The organism is Sorangium sp. So ce1153 (genome assembly GCF_051521595.1).
Classification (GTDB): domain Bacteria; phylum Myxococcota_A; class Polyangia; order Polyangiales; family Polyangiaceae; genus Sorangium.
The window spans coordinates 11,915,536-11,935,594 of record NZ_CP150361.1 but is presented as its reverse complement, the minus strand read 5'-3'; the positions used below and the strand labels follow the sequence as shown (position 1 = coordinate 11,935,594).

The window sequence follows — 20,059 nt, the reverse complement described above, 5'->3', positions numbered from 1 at the left end:
GCTTCTCCGGCGCGAGCGCGCTCTGCTTCCGGACCGACCTGCGCAGCTGAGGCCGACGCGTCGAGGGGGTCGCGACCGGTCGCCCGAGCTATGGAATCGGCCATCGGACGTCCTCATAGCATGCCGCCGCGCAGGCGCGGCTCGCTTGAAACCGCGGAACCGCCGTGGCAAACCAACCGCCGCCTATGGAGTCGCTGCCCATCGCAACGGACACGGTCGTCACGCTTTCGTACGTCCTCTTGAACGAGAAAGGCGAAGCGGTCGACCAGGCGTCCACCGCGGAGCCGCTCGTCTACGTGCACGGGTACGCCCAGATCGTGCCTGGCCTCGAGCGCGCCCTGGAGGGGCTGCGCGCCGGCGAGCAGCGAGAGATCGCCGTCGAGCCGGAGGACGCCTTCGGCGAGCACGATGACTCCGGCGTGTTCGAGGTCGACAAGGCCGATTTCCCCGACGCAGGTGAGGTCGAGGTCGGCGACGAGTTCATCGCCCAGGGGCCGGACGGAGAGCCGGTCGCGCTCCGGGTCGTCGACGTCCTCCCCGACGGCTTCCGGGTCGACACGAACCACCCCCTGGCTGGTCAGAAGGTCCGCTTTCAGGTCCAGGTCAGCGAAGTGCGCGCCGCCAGCGAGGAGGAGATCGCGCAGGCGCAGGCCGAGCTCGAGGAGCGCATCGAGGAATCCGAGAGCGCTGGGTGCTGCGATCACGATCACGATCACGACCATGACCACGATCACAGTCACCATCACGGGCACGGCGATGGGGAAGTGCTCGTGACGCTCTCGAAGAAGTCGTCATAAGCCCGCCGCGAACAGGCGGGTTGTCCGAGGAGATCACATCATGACTGTGGGTGAGAAGGGCAAGCTGACGGAGCTGCACCTCGATCGCCGGGTGCGCGAGCGCCTTCTGGCGAGCGGGACGCTCAGCGCCGGGACCGTCGAGTCGCACCTCGCGAGCCTGCCGGACCTGGAGGAGCAAGCCGATATGATCGCCGTCGATCAGCCGGCGCTCGGCGCTTCAACGCATGGGCCGCGGGTCGAGCCTGAGCTCGACGACGAAGGGTCAGAGTGAGCGACGCGACGGATCAGGAGGACCTCCCGCCGGGGAGCCCCCCGGAGCTGCCGACGCTCGACTTCTCGACGTTCGTGCTGTCGATCATCGGCTCCGCGTACGTGCACCTGGGCGACGCGCCCAGCCCTGAGGGCAACGAGGAGCAGAACCTCGTCCTGGCGCATCAGGACATCGATCTGCTCACGCTGCTCCAGGAGAAGACGAAGGGGAACCTCACCGGCGACGAGGAACGGCTGCTCGAGACGGCGCTCTACGATCTGCGGATGCGCTACCTCGAGGTCTCGAAGCGGTCGTGACCGTCGGCGCCAGGGCTCTCGCGTGGGTCCTCCTCGCCGGGCTGGGCGTCGCGTGCAGCAAGGGCTCTCCTGGCCACACCTCCAGCGCAAGCAGCTCCGCCGTCCCTTCGGGCGCCGTGCCCGTGGCGACGACCCCGTCGCCTCCTCCCGCGCCGCCACCTCCTCCGATCGTCCGGTCCGAGGGTATGCCCGGGTCCTTCGCGCCGCTCGCGCGCCGGGCAGACCCGGCCGTCGCGACGGTCAAGGCGCGCGTCGAGCGGCAGCAGCAGCCCGGTGGCCGCCGCCGCACGGTCGCCGAGGGGCTCGGGACCGCCTTTGTCTACGACCCTGAAGGCTACCTGCTGACGAACAACCACGTCATCGAGGGCGCGACCGACATCCTCGTGAGCTTCGTCGATGGCCGCGACATCAAGGCCACCGTCGTCGGCCGCGACAAGCACACGGACGTCGCCGTGCTGAAGGTCGAGGAGAAGGGCTTCCCGTCGCTTCCCCTCGGCGACTCGGACCTGACCGAGGTCGGCGACTGGGTCGTCGCGATCGGCAACCCGTTCGGCCTCTCCCACACGGTCTCGGCGGGCATCCTCTCCGCCAAGGGCCGCACCCGGGATGACGTGAAGGGGCTCGACCCGAGCGGCTATTTCAACTTCCTGCAGACGGACGCGAGCATCAACCCGGGCAACTCCGGCGGCCCGCTCCTGAACCTCAAGGGCGAGGTGGTCGGCATCAACGCGGCCGTGCGCGCCAACGCCAACAACATCGGCTTTGCGATCCCGATCAACATGGTGCGGCAGCTCCTGCCGATGCTGCTGCGCGACGGGAAGATCCGGCGGAGCCAGGTCGGGGTGATCGTCGACGTCCTCAACTCGATCGAGGCGGGGCGGCTCAAGCGCCCGGATCGCAAGGGGGCGTGGGTGAAGACGGTGGTGGCGGGGGGACCCGCGGAGCGGGCCGGTATCGCGCCGGACGACGTGATCATCGGCTTCGAGGGCAAGGCGATTTCCGACCCGAACGAGCTGCGGTGGATGGCCAGCATCGCCGGCGTCAGCAAGACTGTTACGCTCCGCGTCGCCCGGCTCGAGCGCGTCTTCGATGTGCGTCTCACGCTGGGCGAGCTCCCCGAGCTCAACGAAGAGCCCGATGAGCCGTGAGCCGGCCGGTCGCCGTCCCTTGCCCGGCAACTCCGCCGGCCGCCGCGGGCCGTACGAGGCAGGCTGCGTCGCGGCGTCCCTTGTCCCCCAGCCTCCTCAGGTAAGCTGACCCCCGTGGCCTCTGCACCTGCCCCCCCGGACGAGCTTGAGCGGGTCGCGCCCCCGGGCGATCCCGGCGATGAGCCGGGAGAACCGGAAGGCGACGACCCGCCGGCGGACGGCGACCGTCGTGACGCGAAGCAGCTCCACGCGCGCCTGAATAGCGCCTCGGCCCGTGCGTCCAATCGCGAGGCACGGCGGCGAGAGGCGGAGGAGGATCGTGAGCTCATCGAACGGGCGCAGCAGGGTGACCAGGCGGCATTCCGCTCGCTCGTGGAACGGCACCAGCGCAGGGCTTTCGCGATCGCGATGGGGCTCGTGCGCGACGAGAACGACGCGCGCGAGCTGGTGCAGGACGCCTTCCTCCGGGTCTACAAGGGCCTCGGCTCCTTCCAGGGCGGCTCGTCGTTCTTCACCTGGCTCTACCGGATCGTCACGAACCTGGCGATCGACCTCATGCGCAAGCCGGGGCGGCGCGACCTCGAGCTCCAGGAAAACCACGCAGCGGAAGAGCAGTCCGACTTCCCGCTCGTCGCTCGCATCGACGGCGCCGACCCCCTCAACGTCGTCCGGCGCCGGGAGATCGCCGGGCGCATCCAGGCCGCGCTCGACGCGCTGCCGCCCTACCACCGAGGCGTCATCCTGATGCGCGAGGTCGAGGGGATGTCCTACGAGGAGATGGCCCAGGCCATGGGGGTCTCGAAGGGGACGATCATGAGCCGCCTGTTCCATGCCCGGCAGAAGCTTCAGCGTGCCCTCGCTGACTGTTACGCGGAGGAAGAGGGCAAGGGCCCCGCAGAGGACCCGGAGGAGATCGCGTGAGTACCGCCAACAGCAGCAAGGCGAACCACGGAGAAGCGAGCGCCCCGCCGACGGACATGGAGCTGATGCTCTACGTCGACGGTGAGCTCGACGAAGCGCGCCACCGGCAGGTGGAGGAGTACGTGCTCCACGACCCGCGCTGCCGCGCGAAGGTCGCAGGGCTCGTCACCGCTGCCGACATGATCCGGGACGGCGCGCTGGCCTCGAGCGCGGCCGACCGCATCGCCGACGAGGTCATGGCGAAGATCCACGCGGCGCCGGCGGCGGTCGCGACGGCGGACAGCGGCGCCGCCGCGCGGCCGATCGCGGCGCCGTCTGGCGAGCTGCCTCGCGCGCCGGCGCGCCTGCAGCAGCCGCCGGCCAACGACAACGCGCGCGGGATCTTCGCGCTGACAGCGCTCGCCGTGGCCGCGGCCGCCGCGCTGATGGTCTGGGGCCGCATGGGCGTGGAGGCGCCCAGCGCGGCGCTGCCGACGCCGTCTCCCGCCGAGGTGCTCGCCCCTCCGCCGGTGGCGCCGGCGCACGAGCCCACCGCCGCGCCGAGCGCCGAGGGCGAGGTCGAGCCCGGCGTCGAGATCGCCGCGGTCGACTTCGGGGCGCGCATGGGCACCATCTTCTACGTTCCGCGGGAGGCCGTGGCCTCAGGCCCGACGACCACGGTGGTTTGGCTCTCCGATGACGGTCCGGGAGGACAGTGATGAGATTTCTTGCGAGTGCGATCACCGCGATGATGGTCCTGGCGCTCGGCGCGAGCCCTTCCCCTGCGATCGCGCAAGAGAAGGCGCCGGCCCCCGCGCCGGCGGCGCCGTCCGACGCCGCGGTCACGTCCGAGGTCGTGGTCCTGCACGCGACCAACGATGGGACCGGGATCGATCCGAAGATCGGCAAGATGCCCGAGCTCGGGAAGCCGCCGTTCTCGGCGTACAACAGCTACAAGCTCCTCGATCGCCTGAAGATCAGCCTGCAGAAGGGCAAGCCGACCACCACCAAGCTGCCGAACGGCAGCGTCCTCATGGTGTCGCTGAAGGACGTGGTGGCCGGGAAGAAGCAGGACGAGCCGAAGCGCTTCGTGATCAGCGCGAGCATCCAGAAGCCAGGCGGCAACACGTTCCTGCCGCTGCTCGAGGTGAACGCCAAGGCCGGCGAGAACTTCTTCGTGGCGGGTCAGCAGCACATGGGCGGCGTGCTCGTGCTCGGCGTCAAGGTCGCTCCCTGAGCCAGGGGGCGCTCGGGGCTCAGCGGCGCGCCGAGGACGGCAGCGCGATCGGCAGGTCGAGGTAGAAGGCCGTCCCGCGCGGCGCGCGCGGGGTCGCGCGGATGGCGCCGCCGTGCGAGGCGACGATGTTCCGCACGATGCTCAGGCCGAGGCCGGTGCCGGTCCCGTCGGTCTTCGTCGTGAAGAAGGGGTCGAAGATCCTCGGCAGGTGCTCGGCGTTGATCCCGTGCCCCTCGTCCTGGATGGTCACGGTGATGTAGCCGTCGCTCGGCGACATCGCGGTCGCGATGCCAAGGCAGCCGCCGCGCTCGTGCATCGCGTGCGCCGCGTTCGTGAACAGGTTGACGAACACCTGCGTCAGCGGGTCGATGACGCCATGCACGGGCGGTATCTCGCCGAAGCACTTCTCGACGGTGACGCCTGTCTGCTCGAGGAGGTGCTCGCAGAAGACGAGCGCGCGCTCGATGATGTCGTGGAGGGAGACGGCGCCCGGCCTCTCCGTCGAAGGCCGCGAGTAGGCGATGAGATCGCGCGAGAAGCGGCGGATGCGGTCCGCCGCGTCGTTGATCCTCGCGAGCCGCTCGAGATCCGAGGGGTCGAAGCCGCTGCGCTCGCCCTTGCGGCGCAGGTACTCGGAGTAAGCGAGGATCGAGGTGAGCGGATTGTTGAGCTCGTGCACGACGCCGGCGGCCATCTTCCCGAGGGACGCCAGCTTCTCGGCCTGGATGATCTGGTCGCGCAGCGATTGCTGCGCCCGCGCCTCGCGGATCGTGATCCGCAGGGCGAGCACGAGCCGGTCGACCAGCGCATGGATCGGCGCGCTGTCGAGGTAACCGGCGTCGTCGGCCGCGATGTGCACGCTCGAGCGACCTTCCGGCTCGATCGCCACGGCGCGCTCGAACGCGAACTCGGGCAGGAGCCGCGCCGGATCGCGGGGGTCTTCGCGGCGGGCGCGCGATGACACCCGGACGACCACCTGCGCGCCGGCCGCGCCGGGGATGCAGGCGCCGAACCCGCAGCCCGTGAGCGTCTTCTCGGCGGCGCCGAGCAGCGCCGAGGCGCGCTGCTCGAGCGAGGCGGAGGGATCGAGCTCGCTCGCCGCGATCAACAGGGTGTCGATCCACTCGAGCGGGATGTCCCGGGTGAGGGGCTTCCGGAGCGTGACGGGAGCGTCGGACAACGGCTGCTCCCCCAGGCGCTCCGCGGTCCTTCCGCTCACCCGATCACCCGGTTCGGGTCGTCGCCGCTCGACCGGTCGAGGTCGATGATCTTCGCGGCACCGACGTAGGATTTCGTCTCATAGCGGGTGATCTTGCCGATCTTGCGGACGATCTCCGCCATCCGCTCGGCCTCGCTGCGGATCGTGGCCGCGGCCCCCTTGATCGGGGACGCGTCGTCGATCCGGCGGCAGATCAGCTCGGCGTAGCCGAGCACGCTGGTGAGCGGCTGGTTCAGCTCGTGCGCGGCCGCGCCCGCGAGCTCGGCGATGATGGCCTGCTTCTCGCGAGCGCGGAGCTCCTCCTGCGCCTCGGTGAGGCGGGCCTCCATGCGCATCCGCTCGCGCAGGTCCGTGAAGATGCCGACGGAGCCGACGGGGACGCCGTTCTCGAAGATCAACGCGGCGGAGAGGTGCACGGGGATGCGCGACCCGTCCTTGGCGAGGACCTCGGTGCGGTAGCCCTCGAGCCGGCCAGGGCCGCCGTGCTCCTTCGCGTGGATGAGCCGCATGATCTGCTCGGCGTTGTGGTCGGGGTAGAGCGCGCGGACGTTCATCGCGCCGACGACCTCCTTCGCGTCGTAGCCGTAAATCCGCTCGGCGGCGCGGTTGAAGAGCAGGACGATCCCCGCCATGTTGGCCGAGACGATCGCGTCGACGGAGCTCTCGATGACGCGCTCCAGGAACTCCTTCGTCTTGGTGAGCTCGGCCTCGGTGGCGCGCTCCATGGTGACGTCGCGGAAGCTGACCAGGACGGCGCCGCTCTCTTCTCGAAGGACGCTGCTGAAGCTGAAGCTCAGGATGAGCTTCTCGTGCTCGGGCTCGCCCCGCATCACGGTGAAGTCCACCATGTGCGGGAACGATCCGCTGGCGAAGCCGGCCCGGATCTCCTCGAGGAGGGGGTGCTCGCGCGCGTCGACGAGGTCGGCCAGGTTGGCCCTCTCGAGAGCCTCGGCCGTGCGCCCGGTGATCGCCTGCGCGCGCGGGTTGGAGAAGAGGATGTGGCCGTCGGGGTCGACGACGATGATGCCGTCCGCCGTCGAGTGGAAGAAATCAGCGTAGCGCTGGAGCGCCTTGAGCCGGCGCTCCGCCTCGAACCGCGCGAAGGTGCTCTGCTGCGTCTGGTCGCGGAGCGACTGCAGAATGCGCGCGTTGCGCAGGGCGATCGCGGTGGCGCTCGCGACCGTGCGGGCGAGCGAGAGCTCGTGCGCGTGGGGGGCCACCGGCTGCCGGCCGCGCAGGAAGAGCACGCCGAGCGGCTTGTCCTCGAACAGGATGGGCAGGAGCGCGAGCGAGCGGAACGCGTTCTCGGGGAGCTCCGCGCGCACGATGTCGAACAGCGGGTGCGCCTTCGCGTCGTCGATCACGAGCACGTCGCCCGTGCGCATGACCCGCTGGATCTCCGGGTACTTGCCGAGGTCGATCGGCAGATCTCGGAGCTCCTTGTCGTCGCTCGCGGCGACCACGTAGCCGACGTCGCCCTGGTCGCGCACGAGCACGATGCTGCAGCGGTCGACGCGGGCCACCTCGGCGATGCGCCGCACGACCGTGAAGAGGATGTTCCGGAAGTCGAGCGTCGAGGAGAGCGCCTGCGTGAGCTCGAGGACGACCTTCGCGTCGTGCTCCTTGCGCGCGAGCGCGTCGACGTAGTCGCGGATCCGGAGCTGCCCGCGGATGCGGGCGATGAGCTCCGCCGGGCGGAACGGCTTGCGGATGAAGTCGTCGGCGCCGATCTCGAAGGCGCGCGCGACCTCCTCGTCGGCGTCGAGCGCCGTCAGCACGACGACGGGGACGTCCCGCGTCCGCGGGTTGTCCCGCACGGCGCTGAGGACGACGTACCCGTCCGGAGGCGGCATCACGAGGTCGAGCAGCACGAGCGCTGGCACGCTCGCCTCGAGCCACGCGAGCGCCTCCGCGCCCGAGGTGACGGCGATGGTCTCGATGCCCGCGTCGGCCAGCGCGTGCAGCAACATCTGCCGGCTGACGGCATCGTCATCGACGACGAGCACAGGATCGCGGCGAGACACACCGCCAGCTTATCGACTCCAAGCCGTGGCGATCAGAGAATTTCCGCGTTCGGCGCGACGCCGGCGCGTCTTCGCATCCTCGCCGCGCTCGCCGTCCTCGCCGTCCTCGCGCGAGCGCTACGAGAAGAGGTCGCCCTGCTTCGCCGCCGGCGCCGAGAGGCCCAGGTGCTCGTACGCGCGGCGGGTCGCGATCCTGCCCCGCGGCGTGCGACCGAGGAAGCCCTGCTGCAGCAGGAACGGCTCGTACACGTCCTCGATCGTGTCGCGCGGCTCACTGAGCGCCGCGGCCAGCGTGTCGACGCCCACCGGGCCACCGTCGTAGTGGTCGATGATGACGCGCAGCAGCCGCCGATCCATCTCGTCGAGCCCGGCCGCGTCGATCTCGAGCCGCTCGGCGGTCTTTCGCGCGATCGCCATGGTGATCGCGCCGTCACCGAGCACCTCGGCGAAGTCGCGGACGCGGCGCAGGAGCCGGTTCGCGACGCGCGGGGTGCCGCGCGCGCGGGCCGCGATCTCGCGCGCTCCCCCGGCGTCGATCGGCACCTCGATCAGGCCGGCGCTGCGCTGCACGATGCGCTCGAGCTCCTCGACGGGGTAGAAATCGAGGCGGACGACGTGGCCGAAGCGCGACAGGAGCGGCGCGGTGAGCAGCCCGGTGCGGGTCGTCGCGCCGACCAGCGTGAAGGGCTTCAGCGCGAGCTGGATCGTCGTCGCGTAAGGGCCGTCGCCGGTCATGATGTCGATCTTGAACGACTCGATCGCGGGGTAGAGGCTCTCCTCGACCGCCGGGGTGAGCCGGTGGATCTCGTCGATGAACAGCACGTCGTTGCGCTCCAGCTTGGTCAGCAACCCGGCCAGCGCGCCCTTGTGCTCGATCGCCGGCCCGCTCGTGACGTGGAGCGTGACGCCCATCTCGCGGGCGAGGATGTGGGCGAGCGTGGTCTTGCCGAGCCCGGGCGGGCCGCAGAACAGCATGTGATCCAGCGGCTCGCGCCGCCGGCGCGCGGCCTCGACGAAGACCTTGAGGTTCTCCGTGTGCTTGGCCTGGCCGACGTACTCGGCGAGCGAGGCAGGCCGGAAGAGGCGATCGAAGCGATCGTCGTCGCCTGTCTCGGCAGGAGAGAGCGCCCGTTCAGCCATGCCACGGGAGTACCGCGGGCGGAGGGCGAAGGGAAGCGATCCGGGCGGCGATCCATGCGGTCGTGGCGCGCGCGGGTCCAGCCGAGCGCGGGTCCAGCCGAGCGCGGGTTCAGCCGAGCGCGGGGACCGACGAGAGGCGGGGGCGGCGCGGGGGCGGGACGCGCGGCAGCCGAGCGCGGCAGAGCGGGCGGCCGTCGGGGGCGCCGTCCACCTCGAGCGAGCCGCCGTGGAGCTCGATCACCGACCGCGCGTGGCTGAGGCCGAGCGTCAGACCGCGCCCGCGCGCCGTGGTCTGCCGGCTGAACAGGGCCTCCAGCTCCTCCGGCGGCACGTCGCGGCTGCCGTACTCGATGTCGATACGGACCTCGCTGTTGAACTCACCGGCCATCGTCGCGGTGAGACGCACGAGGCGGGCGGACGGGTCGGCCGCGCCGGTCCTGAGCGCGTGCGCGACGATGACCGCGATCGCCCGCGTCGCGTACGCCTGATCGACCGGGATCAGCGGCAGGGTGTCGCCGACCTCCACGACGACCTCGCCGTCCGCGTCGCTCGCGAGCTCGCGCGCCTTGCGGAGGGCGCCCGCGATGAGCGCGCCGACGGACGTCGGCTGCGGCTCGAGCGTGAGCTGCCCGGCCTCGACGCGGGCGGCGTCCAGGATCGACTCGATGAGGCCGAGGAGCTCCCGGCCGCGCGTCGAGATGAGCTCCAGGCTCTCGCGCTGCGCGGCGGTCAGGTCCTCCTGGCCCACGAGCTCGGCGAACCCGAGGATCGCGTTCAGCGGGCTCTTGAGGTCGTGGCTCACGCTCGCGAACAGGAGGCCGCGCATGCGCTGCGCGGCCTCGCGGGACTCGAGCGCGCGCTCCTGCGCCGCGGCGAAGACGCGGAAGCGCTCGGCGAGATCCTCGATGGCGTGCCCGAGCCGGGCGACGACGGCGAACCGGGCGGGGCGCGCGATCTGGGTGGCGCCGCGGAGCACGCTGTCCGTGCCGAGCAGGCGCACCTGCTTCGTCGCGTGCACGAGATCGGCGGCGAGGACGCGGCCGAAGAGGTTGCCGAGCGCGCCGGCCACCAGCACCGCGAGCAGCGCGACGAGCGCGCCCCAGATCGCGGCGGAGGGCTCGAGGTCCGCGGAGAACCGGGTGTTGACGCAGCCCCCGTCGAGCGGCGTGATCACCGCGATCTGCCCGTCGGCCTCGCGGCCGAAGGAGGGCTCCGCGCCCACGCAGTTCTGCTCCACGCGCGCGAGGAAGCCGAACTCCGCGGCGGCGGCCACCACGTCGTTGCGATCGGCCTCCTCGATCGCGCCGAGCGCCGGGTCGAGCGCCGTGCGCGCGATGAGCCCCGCGGTCGCGCGGCGGCTCCGCTCGATGAACGTCTGGAGGTGCGCGTTCGCGATGAGCACCGCCCCGACGCCGACGAGCAGCACCGGCGCGGCGACGGACAGGAGCAGCTTGGCGGTGACCCGCCGGCGCGGCGTCTGGTACAGCTCGGCCGTCTCGAGCAAGGCGCCGATCGCCTCGGCCGGGCTGATCTCGAAGAGGCTGAACGTCGTGGCGCGCGTCAGCACGTAGTGCGGGATCGCGGACGCGCAGAGGATCGTGATCGCGAGGATGAGCAGGCTGACCGCGCGGCCGTCGTCGAGCTTCTCCGGCCTGATCCCCGGGATCATCGTGAGGCTCGAGATCGTCGAGCTCGCCACGACGAAGCGCAGCGCCAGCGACGGCGGCAGCTCGGCGAACCGCTCGAGCTCCTCGTGATCGATGTCGCGCGCGCCGATCATGAGCGAGCGCAGCAGGTCCCGGTGGGTGCGCAGGCGGAGCAGGGTCAGCAGCGTGGTCGCCCCGACCGCGGCGAGGGCGATCTTGGCCCCCACCGAGAGCACGCTCGCGGCGACGTCCTGCTCCAGGATGAGCAGCTTCGGCGCGAGCGCCGCGATCGCCCCGAACGCGGCGAGGCCGACCAGCGCTTGGCGCACCAGCACGCGCCTCGCGAAGTGGATCGCGTCGTCTCTCATGCGCTCGTCGGTCACGCGACCCTCCCTCCTGGACGGCTGCCGTCAGGCTCCGCCGGGGGCGGCGGCTCGGTGCTGGGCGCGGGCGGGGCTAGAGGAGCAGGCGGGGGAGGGACGACCCAGATCGGCAGCGTGATCGTGAAGGTCGAGCCCCGCCCGAGCTCGCTCTCGAGCTGGATCGTCCCGCCGTGCATCAGCACGAGGCGCCGCGCGATCGAGAGCCCGAGCCCGGTCCCGGCCCGGCGAGAGCGCACGTCGCCGGTCTGCCGGTACTCCTCGAAGACCGCCGACGTCTCCTCCGGCGGGATGCCGGGGCCGGTGTCCTGGACGACGATGGCCGCGTAGCGGCCGCGCGCCGCGATGTGCACCGTCACCGAGCCGCGCGCCGTGAACTTGACGGCGTTCGAGACGAGGTTCGTCAGGATCTGCCGCACCCTGCGCGGATCGGCGTGCGCGACGAGGCCGTGATCGCCGGTGACGCGCAGCTGCACGGGCTTGTCGCGCGCAGCCGCGGACGCCTCCCGCATCACCTGATCGACGAGGACGCGCAGGTTCACGGCGCGGCGGGAGAGCTGGAGCTTGCCCGTCTCGAGCGCCGAGAGATCGAGGATGTCGTCGATGAGCGTGCGCAGGTGCTCGCCGCTCTGCCGGATGACCGAGAGCGCCTCGCGCGCGTCCTGGCTGAGCGGCCCGTCGACCTCGCTCTCGAGGACGTGCGCGAACCCGAGGATCGCGTTGAGCGGCGTGCGCAGCTCGTGGCTGAGCCCCGCGAGGAACGCCGAGCGCTCTCGGTCCATGGCGGACGCCTGCTGGAGGTCGGCCCGGTAGGAGCGCTCCGCCGCGGCGAAGCGGGTGATCAGCAGGTTGAAGGCCGCCGTCAGCAGCCCGACCTGATCGAGCGACCTGATCGGCACGGGCTCGATCTGGATGAGGTCCGAGCTCGTCCCGCTCATGTTGTGGCCGTGCGCCATCGCCGTGATGCGCTCGCGCAGGTAGTCGACGTCGTCGCGCGCCGCCTTGGTGAAGGAGAGCGCGACCGCGACGGCCACGCCGAGCAGCAGCGTCGTGAGGGCCGCGACGGCGTTGCCGAGGGCGATCGAGTCGGGCGGCGGGCTCGGCGCCGAGACGAAGGTGATCACGGACAGGTTCGAGAGCGGCGGGTGGAGCGCGCGCGCCGCGAACCGGACGCGGCCGAGCGAGGTCGTCGCGTCGCCCTTGCCCTGGGTGAGCATCTGGAAGATGTCGGCCTGGGCCGGCGCGCCGAAGCTCTCGTTGATCAGCACGTGGCCGCTCTGCTCGACCAGCAGGATCTCCGACCCCGCCCGCCGCGCCGCCTGCCCCAGGAACTCCGTCCTCTCCCCCTCGGCGGTCCCGCGGAGCCGCGCCACGAGCGTCGCGGCCAGCACCTCCGCGCGCAGGCTCGCGGCCTGATCGCTCATCTTCGCGAGCTGGCTGATGCCGATCAGCGCGATCGCCACCGCCGTGGCGATCCCCACGACGATCACGATCGCGGGCGCGAGCGGCACGAGCGGCGTCGTGCCGCGAGGCCAGCGGAGGATGCGACGACGGCGGGCCACGGTGAAGATCGGGATGCTAGCGCGCTTCGGCCGGCGTACGGGCCGCATCCGGCGCGCGACCGCGGCGCGCGCGGCGCGCGCCGGAGGGGGCGCGCGTCGCCCGGGTCACCCGGGTCACCTGGGATCGGTCGCCAGGAGCGCGAAGACGGAGTGGTCGAGCCAGCGGCCGTCGCACCACTCCGCTTGCCGGGCGATGCCCTCGAAGCGGAAGCCGAGCCTGCCAATGACCGCGAGCGAGGCGTGGTTGTCCGTCGCGGCCGCAACCCGCACCCGGTGCGCGCCCATGTGGTTGAACGCGAACCCGAGCGCGGCCTTCGCCGCCTCGGTCATGAGCCCACGACCGGTCGCCTCCTTGCGCAGCCAGTAGCCGAGCTCGCAGGAGCGGTGCAGGTGCACGCACGACTCGAGCCCGACCACCCCGGCGAGCGAGCGGTGCGCGCGCTCGCGGATGACGAAGCGCAGCGCCCGACCGTGATCCCAGTCGGCGGCGCACGCCTCGGCGAAGCGCACGCTCGCGGCCGGGTCCGTGTGGAACTGCACCCAGGGCAGCCACCGCTGGAGGATGGCGCGCGAGCCGCTGACCGCGAGCCAGAGCTCGGGCCCGTCCGACGGGTCGATCGGCACGAGGATCAGCCGCTCGGTCTCGATCGGACGGGCGCGGACCTCGCTTCGAGGTGGAAGGATGAGCATGGGGTCACCGGCACTGGATGCGAGCGGCGTAGGGCTCGAGATGACCCGCCTCGTAGTCAAGCCAGGCGACATACCATTCTCCGGGCCTCCCGCCGGGGCTGATCGAGGGCACCGGCTGGTCGCCGCTCACGCGGGCGAACTTCGTGGGCGCGCCGATGCCGTCGCGGTTGATCGATGCGGTGAGCATGCGGCCCTGCTCGAACCAGACGAGCTGAGCCTGACCGTTCGGCGCGATCGCGATCGACGGGCGCGCGCTGGTCTTCGAGAGCCGCTTGCGCCAGAGCGGCTGGCCCTTCGCCGGGTCGATGTAGGCGGCGGAGGCGCCCCCGATCGGGGCCTCGCCGTGCCAGACGACGAAGCAGCTGCCCCCGCCGCACGCGAGCGAGGGGCTGTCGCTGCGAGCCCGGTCGCTGTTCACGAGCGACAGGTCGCCGAGCGTGCGGTCGGCGCGCTTGCCGGGGCTGGCCGGCGGGAGCCCCTTGTCCGCGCTCGCGAGCGGGAGGCGCATGTACTGGATGAGCCGCGCCGGCTCGCGATCGAAGCGGAAGGCGAGGTGCAGCACGTCGTTCATCACCGCGATGGAGGGGAAGCGCACCCGCGGCTTCGAGGGGCCCGTCGGGGTGACGTCCGTCAGCCGGATGATCTCGCCGACCGGATCGAGGTTCGGCGAGAGGCGGCGCATGAAGAGGTCCTCGGAGGCGGTGTCGCCGTCGTCCGACCACGCGATCACGAACCCCTCGGCGGCGCGCGCGAGCGAGGGCCAGGAGTTCCCGCCGCGGGGGAAGGGGGCGACCATCATCGCGGGGCCGTCGATGCGGCCGTCGCCGTCGAGCCAGCGCACGTGGACGCCGGCCTCCGGCCCCTTGCCGTCCCAGTACGTGAGCACCAGCCGCTCGCCGACGGAGGTCAGCTCGGGGCGCCCGATGGCGCGGCCCTCGGGCGTCACGTCGAGCGCTGGCGATGACGGCCGCATCGCGCTGTCGAGCATCGCCGTGTAGGCGTGCTCGCTGCCCTCGTGCGAGTCGGTCCAGGTGACCACGGCGCCCCGCGGCCCGAGCGCGATCGACGGCCGGCTCGCGCCCATGGCGCGGCCGCCCTCGCGCACGAGATCGTGCGTGCGCGGTCTGGCGAGGCCGGTGAGCCGGCAGGGCGCCTTGCCGCTCGCTTCCTTCAGGGCGACCTGCACGTGCTCGCTCAGGGTCCGCGGCACGGCGTGGTTGCCCTTCTCCTGGGCGTCCTTCAGGTGCCTGAGCGCGGCCTTGAGATCGCCCGCCGCGATCGACTCCTGCGCCTGCGCGACGAGCGGCGGCCAGGGCAGGCCGGGCGGCTCGACCGGGGCCTCGGCGCGCGCCGGCACGTCGGCGACGGCGGACGACGACGGCGCCGCCGGGGACCGCGGCGGCGCGGCGCTCGACGAGACCGGCGGCAGGGCCGTCGGCTTGAGGAACTGGCGGTAGCCGGCGTACGCGGCGCCCGCGGCGAGCGCGATCACGCCGAAGACGACGAGCGCGCGCCCCGCGCCGCCCCGCCTCGGCGTCGATCGATGCGCGAGCGACTCGGGGACCGAGGCCTCGCCCGAGCCGCCGGAGAACGTGATCTGCTGTCCCGCGCCCTGGCTCGGACGCCCGGGGATCGAGGCGCCGCGCGGGCCGGCGAGATCCATCCCGGCGAGCGGATCCGCCCCGCGCTCCGCCGGGCCCGAGGGCACGGTCCGCCGCGCCTCGTTGGGGGTCACACGGACGACGCCCGGCGGCTCGAACGCCACGTCGACCAGCGCGTCGCCGGTAGGCGGGAGGAGCCCAGCCTGCGACGGCTCCGCGCCGCGCGGGGGCATCGGCTGCGCGACGCCGAGCGCGACCGAGAGCTCGTCCGCGAACTCCTTCGCGGTCTGGAAGCGCCGGTCGATCGAGCGATCGAGCGCCTTCTCGAACCACACGGTGAAGCTCGGGGGGAGATCCGGACGGAGCGCCGCGGGCTGCGGCAGCGGCGCGTTCGCGATCTGCGCGAAGGTCATCGCGACGCCCTGCTCCGTCTGCCACACGGTGCGGCCGGTGAGGCACTCGTACGTGATGCAGCCGAGCGCCCAGAGGTCCGCGCGATGGTCGACGGCGCCCTGGCCGCGCACCTGCTCCGGGCTCATGTAAGCCGGCGTTCCGAAGACCGCGCCCTCGCGGGTGAGGCGCGCCTGCGCGTCGCCTCCGTCGACCGGCGCGTAGAACTTCGCCAGGCCGAAATCGAGGATCTTGGCGCAGAGCCGGCCCTCCTCGTCCTTCGTGAGGAAGATGTTCTCCGGCTTGAGGTCGCGGTGGACGATCGAGGCGGCGTGCGCCTTGGTGAGCCCGCGACAGACCTGGGACATCACCGCGACGGTGGTCTCGGGGTCGAGGTACCTGACGACGGTCATGCGCTCGTACAACGACTCGCCTTCCAGGAGCTCGAGCACCAGGAATGGCCGCCCGTCGTCGAGCTTGCCGGAGTCGTAGACGTCGCAGATGAAGGGGCTGCGGATCGACGCCGCGGCGCGCGCCTCGCGCAGGAAGCGCTCGACCACAACGGCGGAGGTCGTCAGCTCCTGTGCGAGCACCTTGATCGCCACCCGCTTGCCGATGTCGATGTGCTCGGCCTCGTACACGGCGGCCATGCCGCCGCGCCCGATCTCGCGTGTGATGCGGTATTTTCCGGCGAGGACCGTGCCTACCGGGATCTTCGCTTTGTTCGGCAAAGCCATCAGGCAGGGCTGTCCCGCGACTGGATTCGCCAGCGCAGACTATTCGAGCCGCGTCACAAGGACAATGGCGAGCGCGCCATGGCCGTCCGACGAGCGGCTGGAACCCCGAAGGTGCCGTGGAGGCGAGCTCGTCCTTGACAGGAGCGGGCGAACGGACCCCACCCCGGGCGCGGTCGGCGTGACGTACCCCCGACGGCGCGTGGTGGGCGCGAGGCCTACCTGCGGGAGCCTGGTAGGGACAAGTCCTACCCCCCGGCCGGATTGGGGGAGCGGGTCTCGCTCGCCGGCGGGGCCGTGAAAAAGGTAAGCCGGCTCCGATTTTCTGACGCCGGATACACTTTTCTCACGCACGCGCGGTGCGCGAAACATTCCGGAAACATGAGCTTGGGTACACCAGCCTGGACCTTCGGTCGCTGCGTCAGCGCCCGGGGCGAGGGGTCGCCGATCCGGCTCTGCTGGATGGGTCCCTGAGTCGTTGACAGCGTCGGGGCAATGCCCGGTGGACCGGGCGGACCCCGTCACGGATCGGAGCCGGGCGGCGTCCGGCACATCGACGGGAGGTCGCCGGCGGAGGCGTCCCCCCTTTACCGGCTCTGCTCCGGCGGGGCTTTTCGGGTGATCGTGCGGGCTTTTTACCCCGGCGAGCACCCGGTCACCACAGGCGTGCGCAATGAAAAAGGTCGAGGCGATCATCAAGCCGTTCAAGCTCGACGAGGTCAAGGACGCCCTCGCCGAGGTCGGGATTCAGGGCATGACGGTGACCGAGGTAAAGGGCTTCGGTCGGACCGGCGGCAAGAAGGAGGTCTATCGCGGGTCGGCGTATGTCGTCGACTTCGTCCCGAAGGTGAAGGTCGACATCGTCGTGCCGGACAGCCTGGTCAGCGACGTGATCGACGCCATCGAGAAGAGCGCCAAGACGGGTCGGATCGGCGACGGCAAGATCTTCGTCGTCCCCGTCGAGGAAGCCGTGCGTATCCGCACGGGTGAGCGCGGCGAGGACGCCATCTAGGCGAGCCGCGGGCAGAGCGTCACAGGGCATTCGCGGCGGGTCACAGGTTCGAGAGTCGAGCGACGAGTAACGAGCGAGCAACGAGCACGAGCCCGCGCGCCGCCGAACCACACACAGCGAGAGCAGCGAGAGTCAGCGAGGTAGAGGAAGATCATGAAGCCGAAAGATGTCGTCGCGTTTGCGAAGGAAAACGACGTTAAATTTGTCGATCTCAAGTTCATCGACCTGCCCGGCATCTGGCAGCACACGACGATCCCGGCGTCCCGCCTGAACGAAGACATCTTCGAGGAGGGGATCGGCTTCGACGGCTCGTCGGTGCGCGGGTGGCAGCCGATCAACGCGAGCGACATGCTGATGACGCCCGATGCGTCGACGGCGAAGCTCGATCCGTTCCACGCGCAGAAGACGCTCAGCATGATCTGCAAGATCAGCGACCCCGTGACCGGCCAGCCCTACGGCCGCGACCCGCGCTACATCGCCCAGAAGGCCGAGAACCACCTCCGCGCGAGCGGCGTCGCGGACACGACCTACTTCGGGCCCGAGGCCGAGTTCTTCGTCTTCGACTCGGTCCGCTATGAGAGCTCGCAGCGCGGCGCCTTCTACGAGATCGACAGCGATGAGGCGGTCTGGAACTCCGGCAAGTCCGGCGTGAACCTCGGGCACAAGATCCGGCCCAAGGAGGGCTACTTCCCCGTCGCGCCGACCGACACGCTCGGCGACCTGCGCGCGGACATGATGACCACGCTGATCGAGACCGGCATCGGCGTCGAGGTCGGCCACCACGAGGTGGCGTCGGCCGGGCAGTGTGAGATCGGCATCAAGTTCTCGACGCTGACCTCGATGGCCGACCAGCTCATGTGGTTCAAGTACGTGATCAAGAACGTCGGCCGCAAGCACGGCAAGTCGGTGACGTTCATGCCGAAGCCGGTCTTCGGCGACAACGGCAGCGGCATGCACTGCCACCAGTCGCTCTGGAAGGAGGGCAAGCCGCTCTTCGCCGGCGACGGCTATGCCGGCCTCTCCGACACGGGCCTCTGGTACATCGGCGGCATCCTGAAGCACGCGAAGGCGCTCGCCGCGCTCACCAACCCGACGACGAACAGCTACCGCCGGCTCGTCCCGGGCTACGAGGCGCCCGTGAACCTCGCGTACTCGAGCCGCAACCGCTCGGCGTCGATCCGCATCCCGCTGCCGCCCGGCAACAGCCCGAAGGGCCGCCGCATCGAGGTCCGCTTCCCGGACGCGAGCTGCAATCCGTACCTCGCCTTCGCGGCCATGATGATGGCCGGCCTCGACGGCATCCAGAACCGGATCGATCCGGGCGACCCGCTCGACAAGGACATCTACGCGCTCTCGCCCGAGGAGCTCAAGGAAGTGCCGCACATGCCGGGCTCGCTCGACGAGGCGCTCTCCGCCCTCGAGCGCGACCACGAGTTCCTGCTCCGCGGCGACGTCTTCACGCGCGACATCCTCAAGACCTGGCTCGACTACAAGCGCGAGCGCGAGGTCGACGCGATCCGGCTGCGCCCGGTCCCGCACGAGTTCTTCCTCTACTACGACGTCTGATCCACCCCACCCGAGCGGCGCAGGGTCCAGCGCACGAGAAAATTGCGCTGTGACCCTCGCGCCCCGCTGTCTCCCACGCTCGCTGCTGTGCTCGTCCGGGCCTGGATACCGCTGGTTCCAGGGCTTCCGTGAGCCAGCGCAGGGAGCAGGGCGAAGAGGCGGGCTGTTGGTTCCTCGGTTCCTCGCCTGTTGAACTTTTGTCTCCTGCTGGAGCTCACGGCGCGCGATACCGCTCGCCTGGGCGCCGGGTTATCCTCCGCCCCGTCTCGGACGTGGGTCGGGGGTAAGGCACCCTCTTCCCGGAAACACCTCGGCGTAGCAGTGAACCCCGGCGATCTTATCCAGTCTCGCTACCGGCTCGTGAAGCTCCTGGGCCGAGGCGCCAGCGGGTCCGTGTGGGCTGCGAAGAACGAGCTCATCGATCGCGACGTGGCGCTCAAGGTGATGCGCCCGGAGGTGGCCGAGGACGCCATCGCGCTCCAGCGCTTCTTCAACGAGGCGAAGGCGAGCGGGCGCGTGCGGAGCCCCAGCATCGTCGAGATCCTCGACCTCGGTCAGGCCGAGGACGGCTCGCCATTCCTCGTGTTCGAGCTGCTCGTCGGGGAGGGGCTCGACGAGTGGCTGCGGCGCGAGCGCACCATCGAGCCAGAGACGCTGGTGGAGATCTTCATCGGCCTGGCGCGGGCGCTCGACATCGCCCACCAGCAAGGGATCATCCACCGCGACCTGAAGCCCGCCAACATCTACGTGCACCGCAACCACCTGGGCGAGCTCGTCGGGAAGATCCTCGACTTCGGGATCAGCAAGGTGCTCGAGAAGGATCACAGCTTCGCGCTGACCCACACGGGCTGCGTCGTCGGCTCGCCGGCCTACATGGCGCCCGAGCAGGCGGCGGGGCGCGACGACCTCGACGGGCGCTCCGATCTCTGGTCGCTCGGCGTCGTCATGTACGAGGCGCTCACCGGGACGCTCCCGCACCAGGCGCCGAATTACAACGCGCTGATGGTCCGCATCCTGAGCACGGACTGCGATCCGATCGCCCAGCGCCGGCCGGGGCTCCCGCCGCGGCTCTGCCACGTCGTCGACGCCTGCCTCCAGCGCGAGCGCGACGACCGGATCGCCTCGGCGGGCACCCTCGCCCGTGAGCTCGAGGCGGTGCTCCGCGAGCTGCGCGCCGCGCGCTTCCGGGGGCAGAAGGGACGGCGCGCCTCGGACATCGGCTTCGGCGACAGGCTGCGCCTCGCGCCGGAGAGCGGCCACCTGCGCGGTGGCTCCGCCGGAACGCTCGGCCGGCTCGTGCAGCACGGCAGGCGGCTGCCGCTGGCCACGCTCGTCGCGGCGGGGGTCGGCGTGGTGTTCTGGGCGATGGTGCTCGTGCTCCTCGGCAGGTACTGGATCCGCTGAGCGTCAGGCCGGCGGGCGAGCGGCGCCGCCGGGACGACCTTC

At 71.1% G+C, this 20,059-nt stretch carries 17 protein-coding genes; 10 read left to right on the top strand and 7 right to left on the bottom strand.

Going from position 1 to position 20,059, the window contains the following annotated elements:
- Positions 1-185 precede the first annotated feature (185 nt).
- The 7 genes from WME85_RS43345 to WME85_RS43315 all read left to right on the top strand — a co-directional run bounded on the left by WME85_RS43345 (position 186) and on the right by WME85_RS43315 (position 4,649).
- Positions 186-797, top strand: a complete 612-nt coding sequence (locus WME85_RS43345) for an FKBP-type peptidyl-prolyl cis-trans isomerase (protein ID WP_437830086.1) — start codon at positions 186-188, stop codon at positions 795-797.
- A gap of 40 nt (positions 798-837) precedes the next feature.
- Positions 838-1,068, top strand: coding sequence for a hypothetical protein (locus tag WME85_RS43340; protein ID WP_437830085.1), 231 nt, complete (start codon positions 838-840; stop codon positions 1,066-1,068).
- A complete protein-coding gene (locus tag WME85_RS43335; protein WP_437304931.1) occupies positions 1,065-1,364 on the top strand; it encodes a DUF1844 domain-containing protein in 300 nt (99 codons plus the stop codon). Before WME85_RS43340 ends, WME85_RS43335 begins: the two co-directional genes overlap by 4 nt.
- A gap of 185 nt (positions 1,365-1,549) precedes the next feature.
- Positions 1,550-2,512 carry a S1C family serine protease gene (locus tag WME85_RS43330; RefSeq protein WP_437830084.1) on the top strand — a complete coding sequence of 321 codons (963 nt, stop codon included), beginning with the start codon at positions 1,550-1,552 and terminating at the stop codon, positions 2,510-2,512.
- A 114-nt stretch (positions 2,513-2,626) separates the two neighbouring features.
- Entirely contained in the window at positions 2,627-3,433 is an 807-nt protein-coding gene (locus tag WME85_RS43325; RefSeq protein ID WP_437830083.1) for a sigma-70 family RNA polymerase sigma factor, read from the top strand.
- Complete coding sequence (locus tag WME85_RS43320; protein ID WP_437830082.1) at positions 3,430-4,131, top strand: anti-sigma factor family protein; 702 nt, start codon at positions 3,430-3,432, stop codon at positions 4,129-4,131. The genes WME85_RS43325 and WME85_RS43320 overlap by 4 nt, the downstream gene beginning before the upstream one ends.
- Positions 4,131-4,649 carry a hypothetical protein gene (locus tag WME85_RS43315; protein WP_437503349.1) on the top strand — a complete coding sequence of 173 codons (519 nt, stop codon included), beginning with the start codon at positions 4,131-4,133 and terminating at the stop codon, positions 4,647-4,649. The genes WME85_RS43320 and WME85_RS43315 overlap by 1 nt, the downstream gene beginning before the upstream one ends.
- Before the next feature lie 19 nt (positions 4,650-4,668).
- On the opposite strand, the gene WME85_RS43310 is transcribed toward WME85_RS43315, so the two are convergent.
- From WME85_RS43310 to WME85_RS43280, 7 genes are all read right to left on the bottom strand, one after another.
- Positions 4,669-5,829: a sensor histidine kinase gene (locus WME85_RS43310; RefSeq protein WP_437830081.1), complete on the bottom strand. Its 1,161-nt coding sequence runs from the start codon at positions 5,827-5,829 to the stop codon at positions 4,669-4,671.
- A 35-nt stretch (positions 5,830-5,864) separates the two neighbouring features.
- Positions 5,865-7,892: a PAS domain S-box protein gene (locus tag WME85_RS43305; RefSeq protein ID WP_437830080.1), complete on the bottom strand. Its 2,028-nt coding sequence runs from the start codon at positions 7,890-7,892 to the stop codon at positions 5,865-5,867.
- A 117-nt stretch (positions 7,893-8,009) separates the two neighbouring features.
- Positions 8,010-9,032 carry a Holliday junction branch migration DNA helicase RuvB gene (gene ruvB / locus WME85_RS43300; protein ID WP_437304924.1) on the bottom strand — a complete coding sequence of 341 codons (1,023 nt, stop codon included), beginning with the start codon at positions 9,030-9,032 and terminating at the stop codon, positions 8,010-8,012.
- Positions 9,033-9,141: 109 nt separating this feature from the next.
- Positions 9,142-11,046: a sensor histidine kinase gene (locus tag WME85_RS43295; RefSeq protein ID WP_437830079.1), complete on the bottom strand. Its 1,905-nt coding sequence runs from the start codon at positions 11,044-11,046 to the stop codon at positions 9,142-9,144.
- Positions 11,047-11,057: 11 nt separating this feature from the next.
- Entirely contained in the window at positions 11,058-12,620 is a 1,563-nt protein-coding gene (locus WME85_RS43290) for a sensor histidine kinase (protein WP_437830078.1), read from the bottom strand.
- Positions 12,621-12,734: 114 nt separating this feature from the next.
- Positions 12,735-13,310, bottom strand: coding sequence for a GNAT family N-acetyltransferase (locus tag WME85_RS43285; protein ID WP_437304921.1), 576 nt, complete (start codon positions 13,308-13,310; stop codon positions 12,735-12,737).
- Between the two features lie 4 nt (positions 13,311-13,314).
- Positions 13,315-16,038 (bottom strand): protein kinase domain-containing protein, encoded by a 2,724-nt coding sequence (locus WME85_RS43280; protein WP_437830077.1) that lies wholly within the window; start codon positions 16,036-16,038, stop codon positions 13,315-13,317.
- A gap of 670 nt (positions 16,039-16,708) precedes the next feature.
- On the opposite strand from WME85_RS43280, the gene WME85_RS43275 reads away from it, so the two are divergent.
- From WME85_RS43275 to WME85_RS43265, 3 genes are all read left to right on the top strand, one after another.
- Positions 16,709-17,047: a P-II family nitrogen regulator gene (locus WME85_RS43275; RefSeq protein WP_129353074.1), complete on the top strand. Its 339-nt coding sequence runs from the start codon at positions 16,709-16,711 to the stop codon at positions 17,045-17,047.
- A gap of 153 nt (positions 17,048-17,200) precedes the next feature.
- On the top strand, positions 17,201-18,613 hold the full coding sequence (glnA, locus tag WME85_RS43270; RefSeq protein WP_437830076.1) for a type I glutamate--ammonia ligase: 1,413 nt from the start codon (positions 17,201-17,203) through the stop codon (positions 18,611-18,613).
- A 321-nt stretch (positions 18,614-18,934) separates the two neighbouring features.
- A complete protein-coding gene (locus WME85_RS43265; RefSeq protein WP_437830075.1) occupies positions 18,935-20,017 on the top strand; it encodes a serine/threonine-protein kinase in 1,083 nt (360 codons plus the stop codon).
- Positions 20,018-20,059 lie beyond the last annotated feature (42 nt).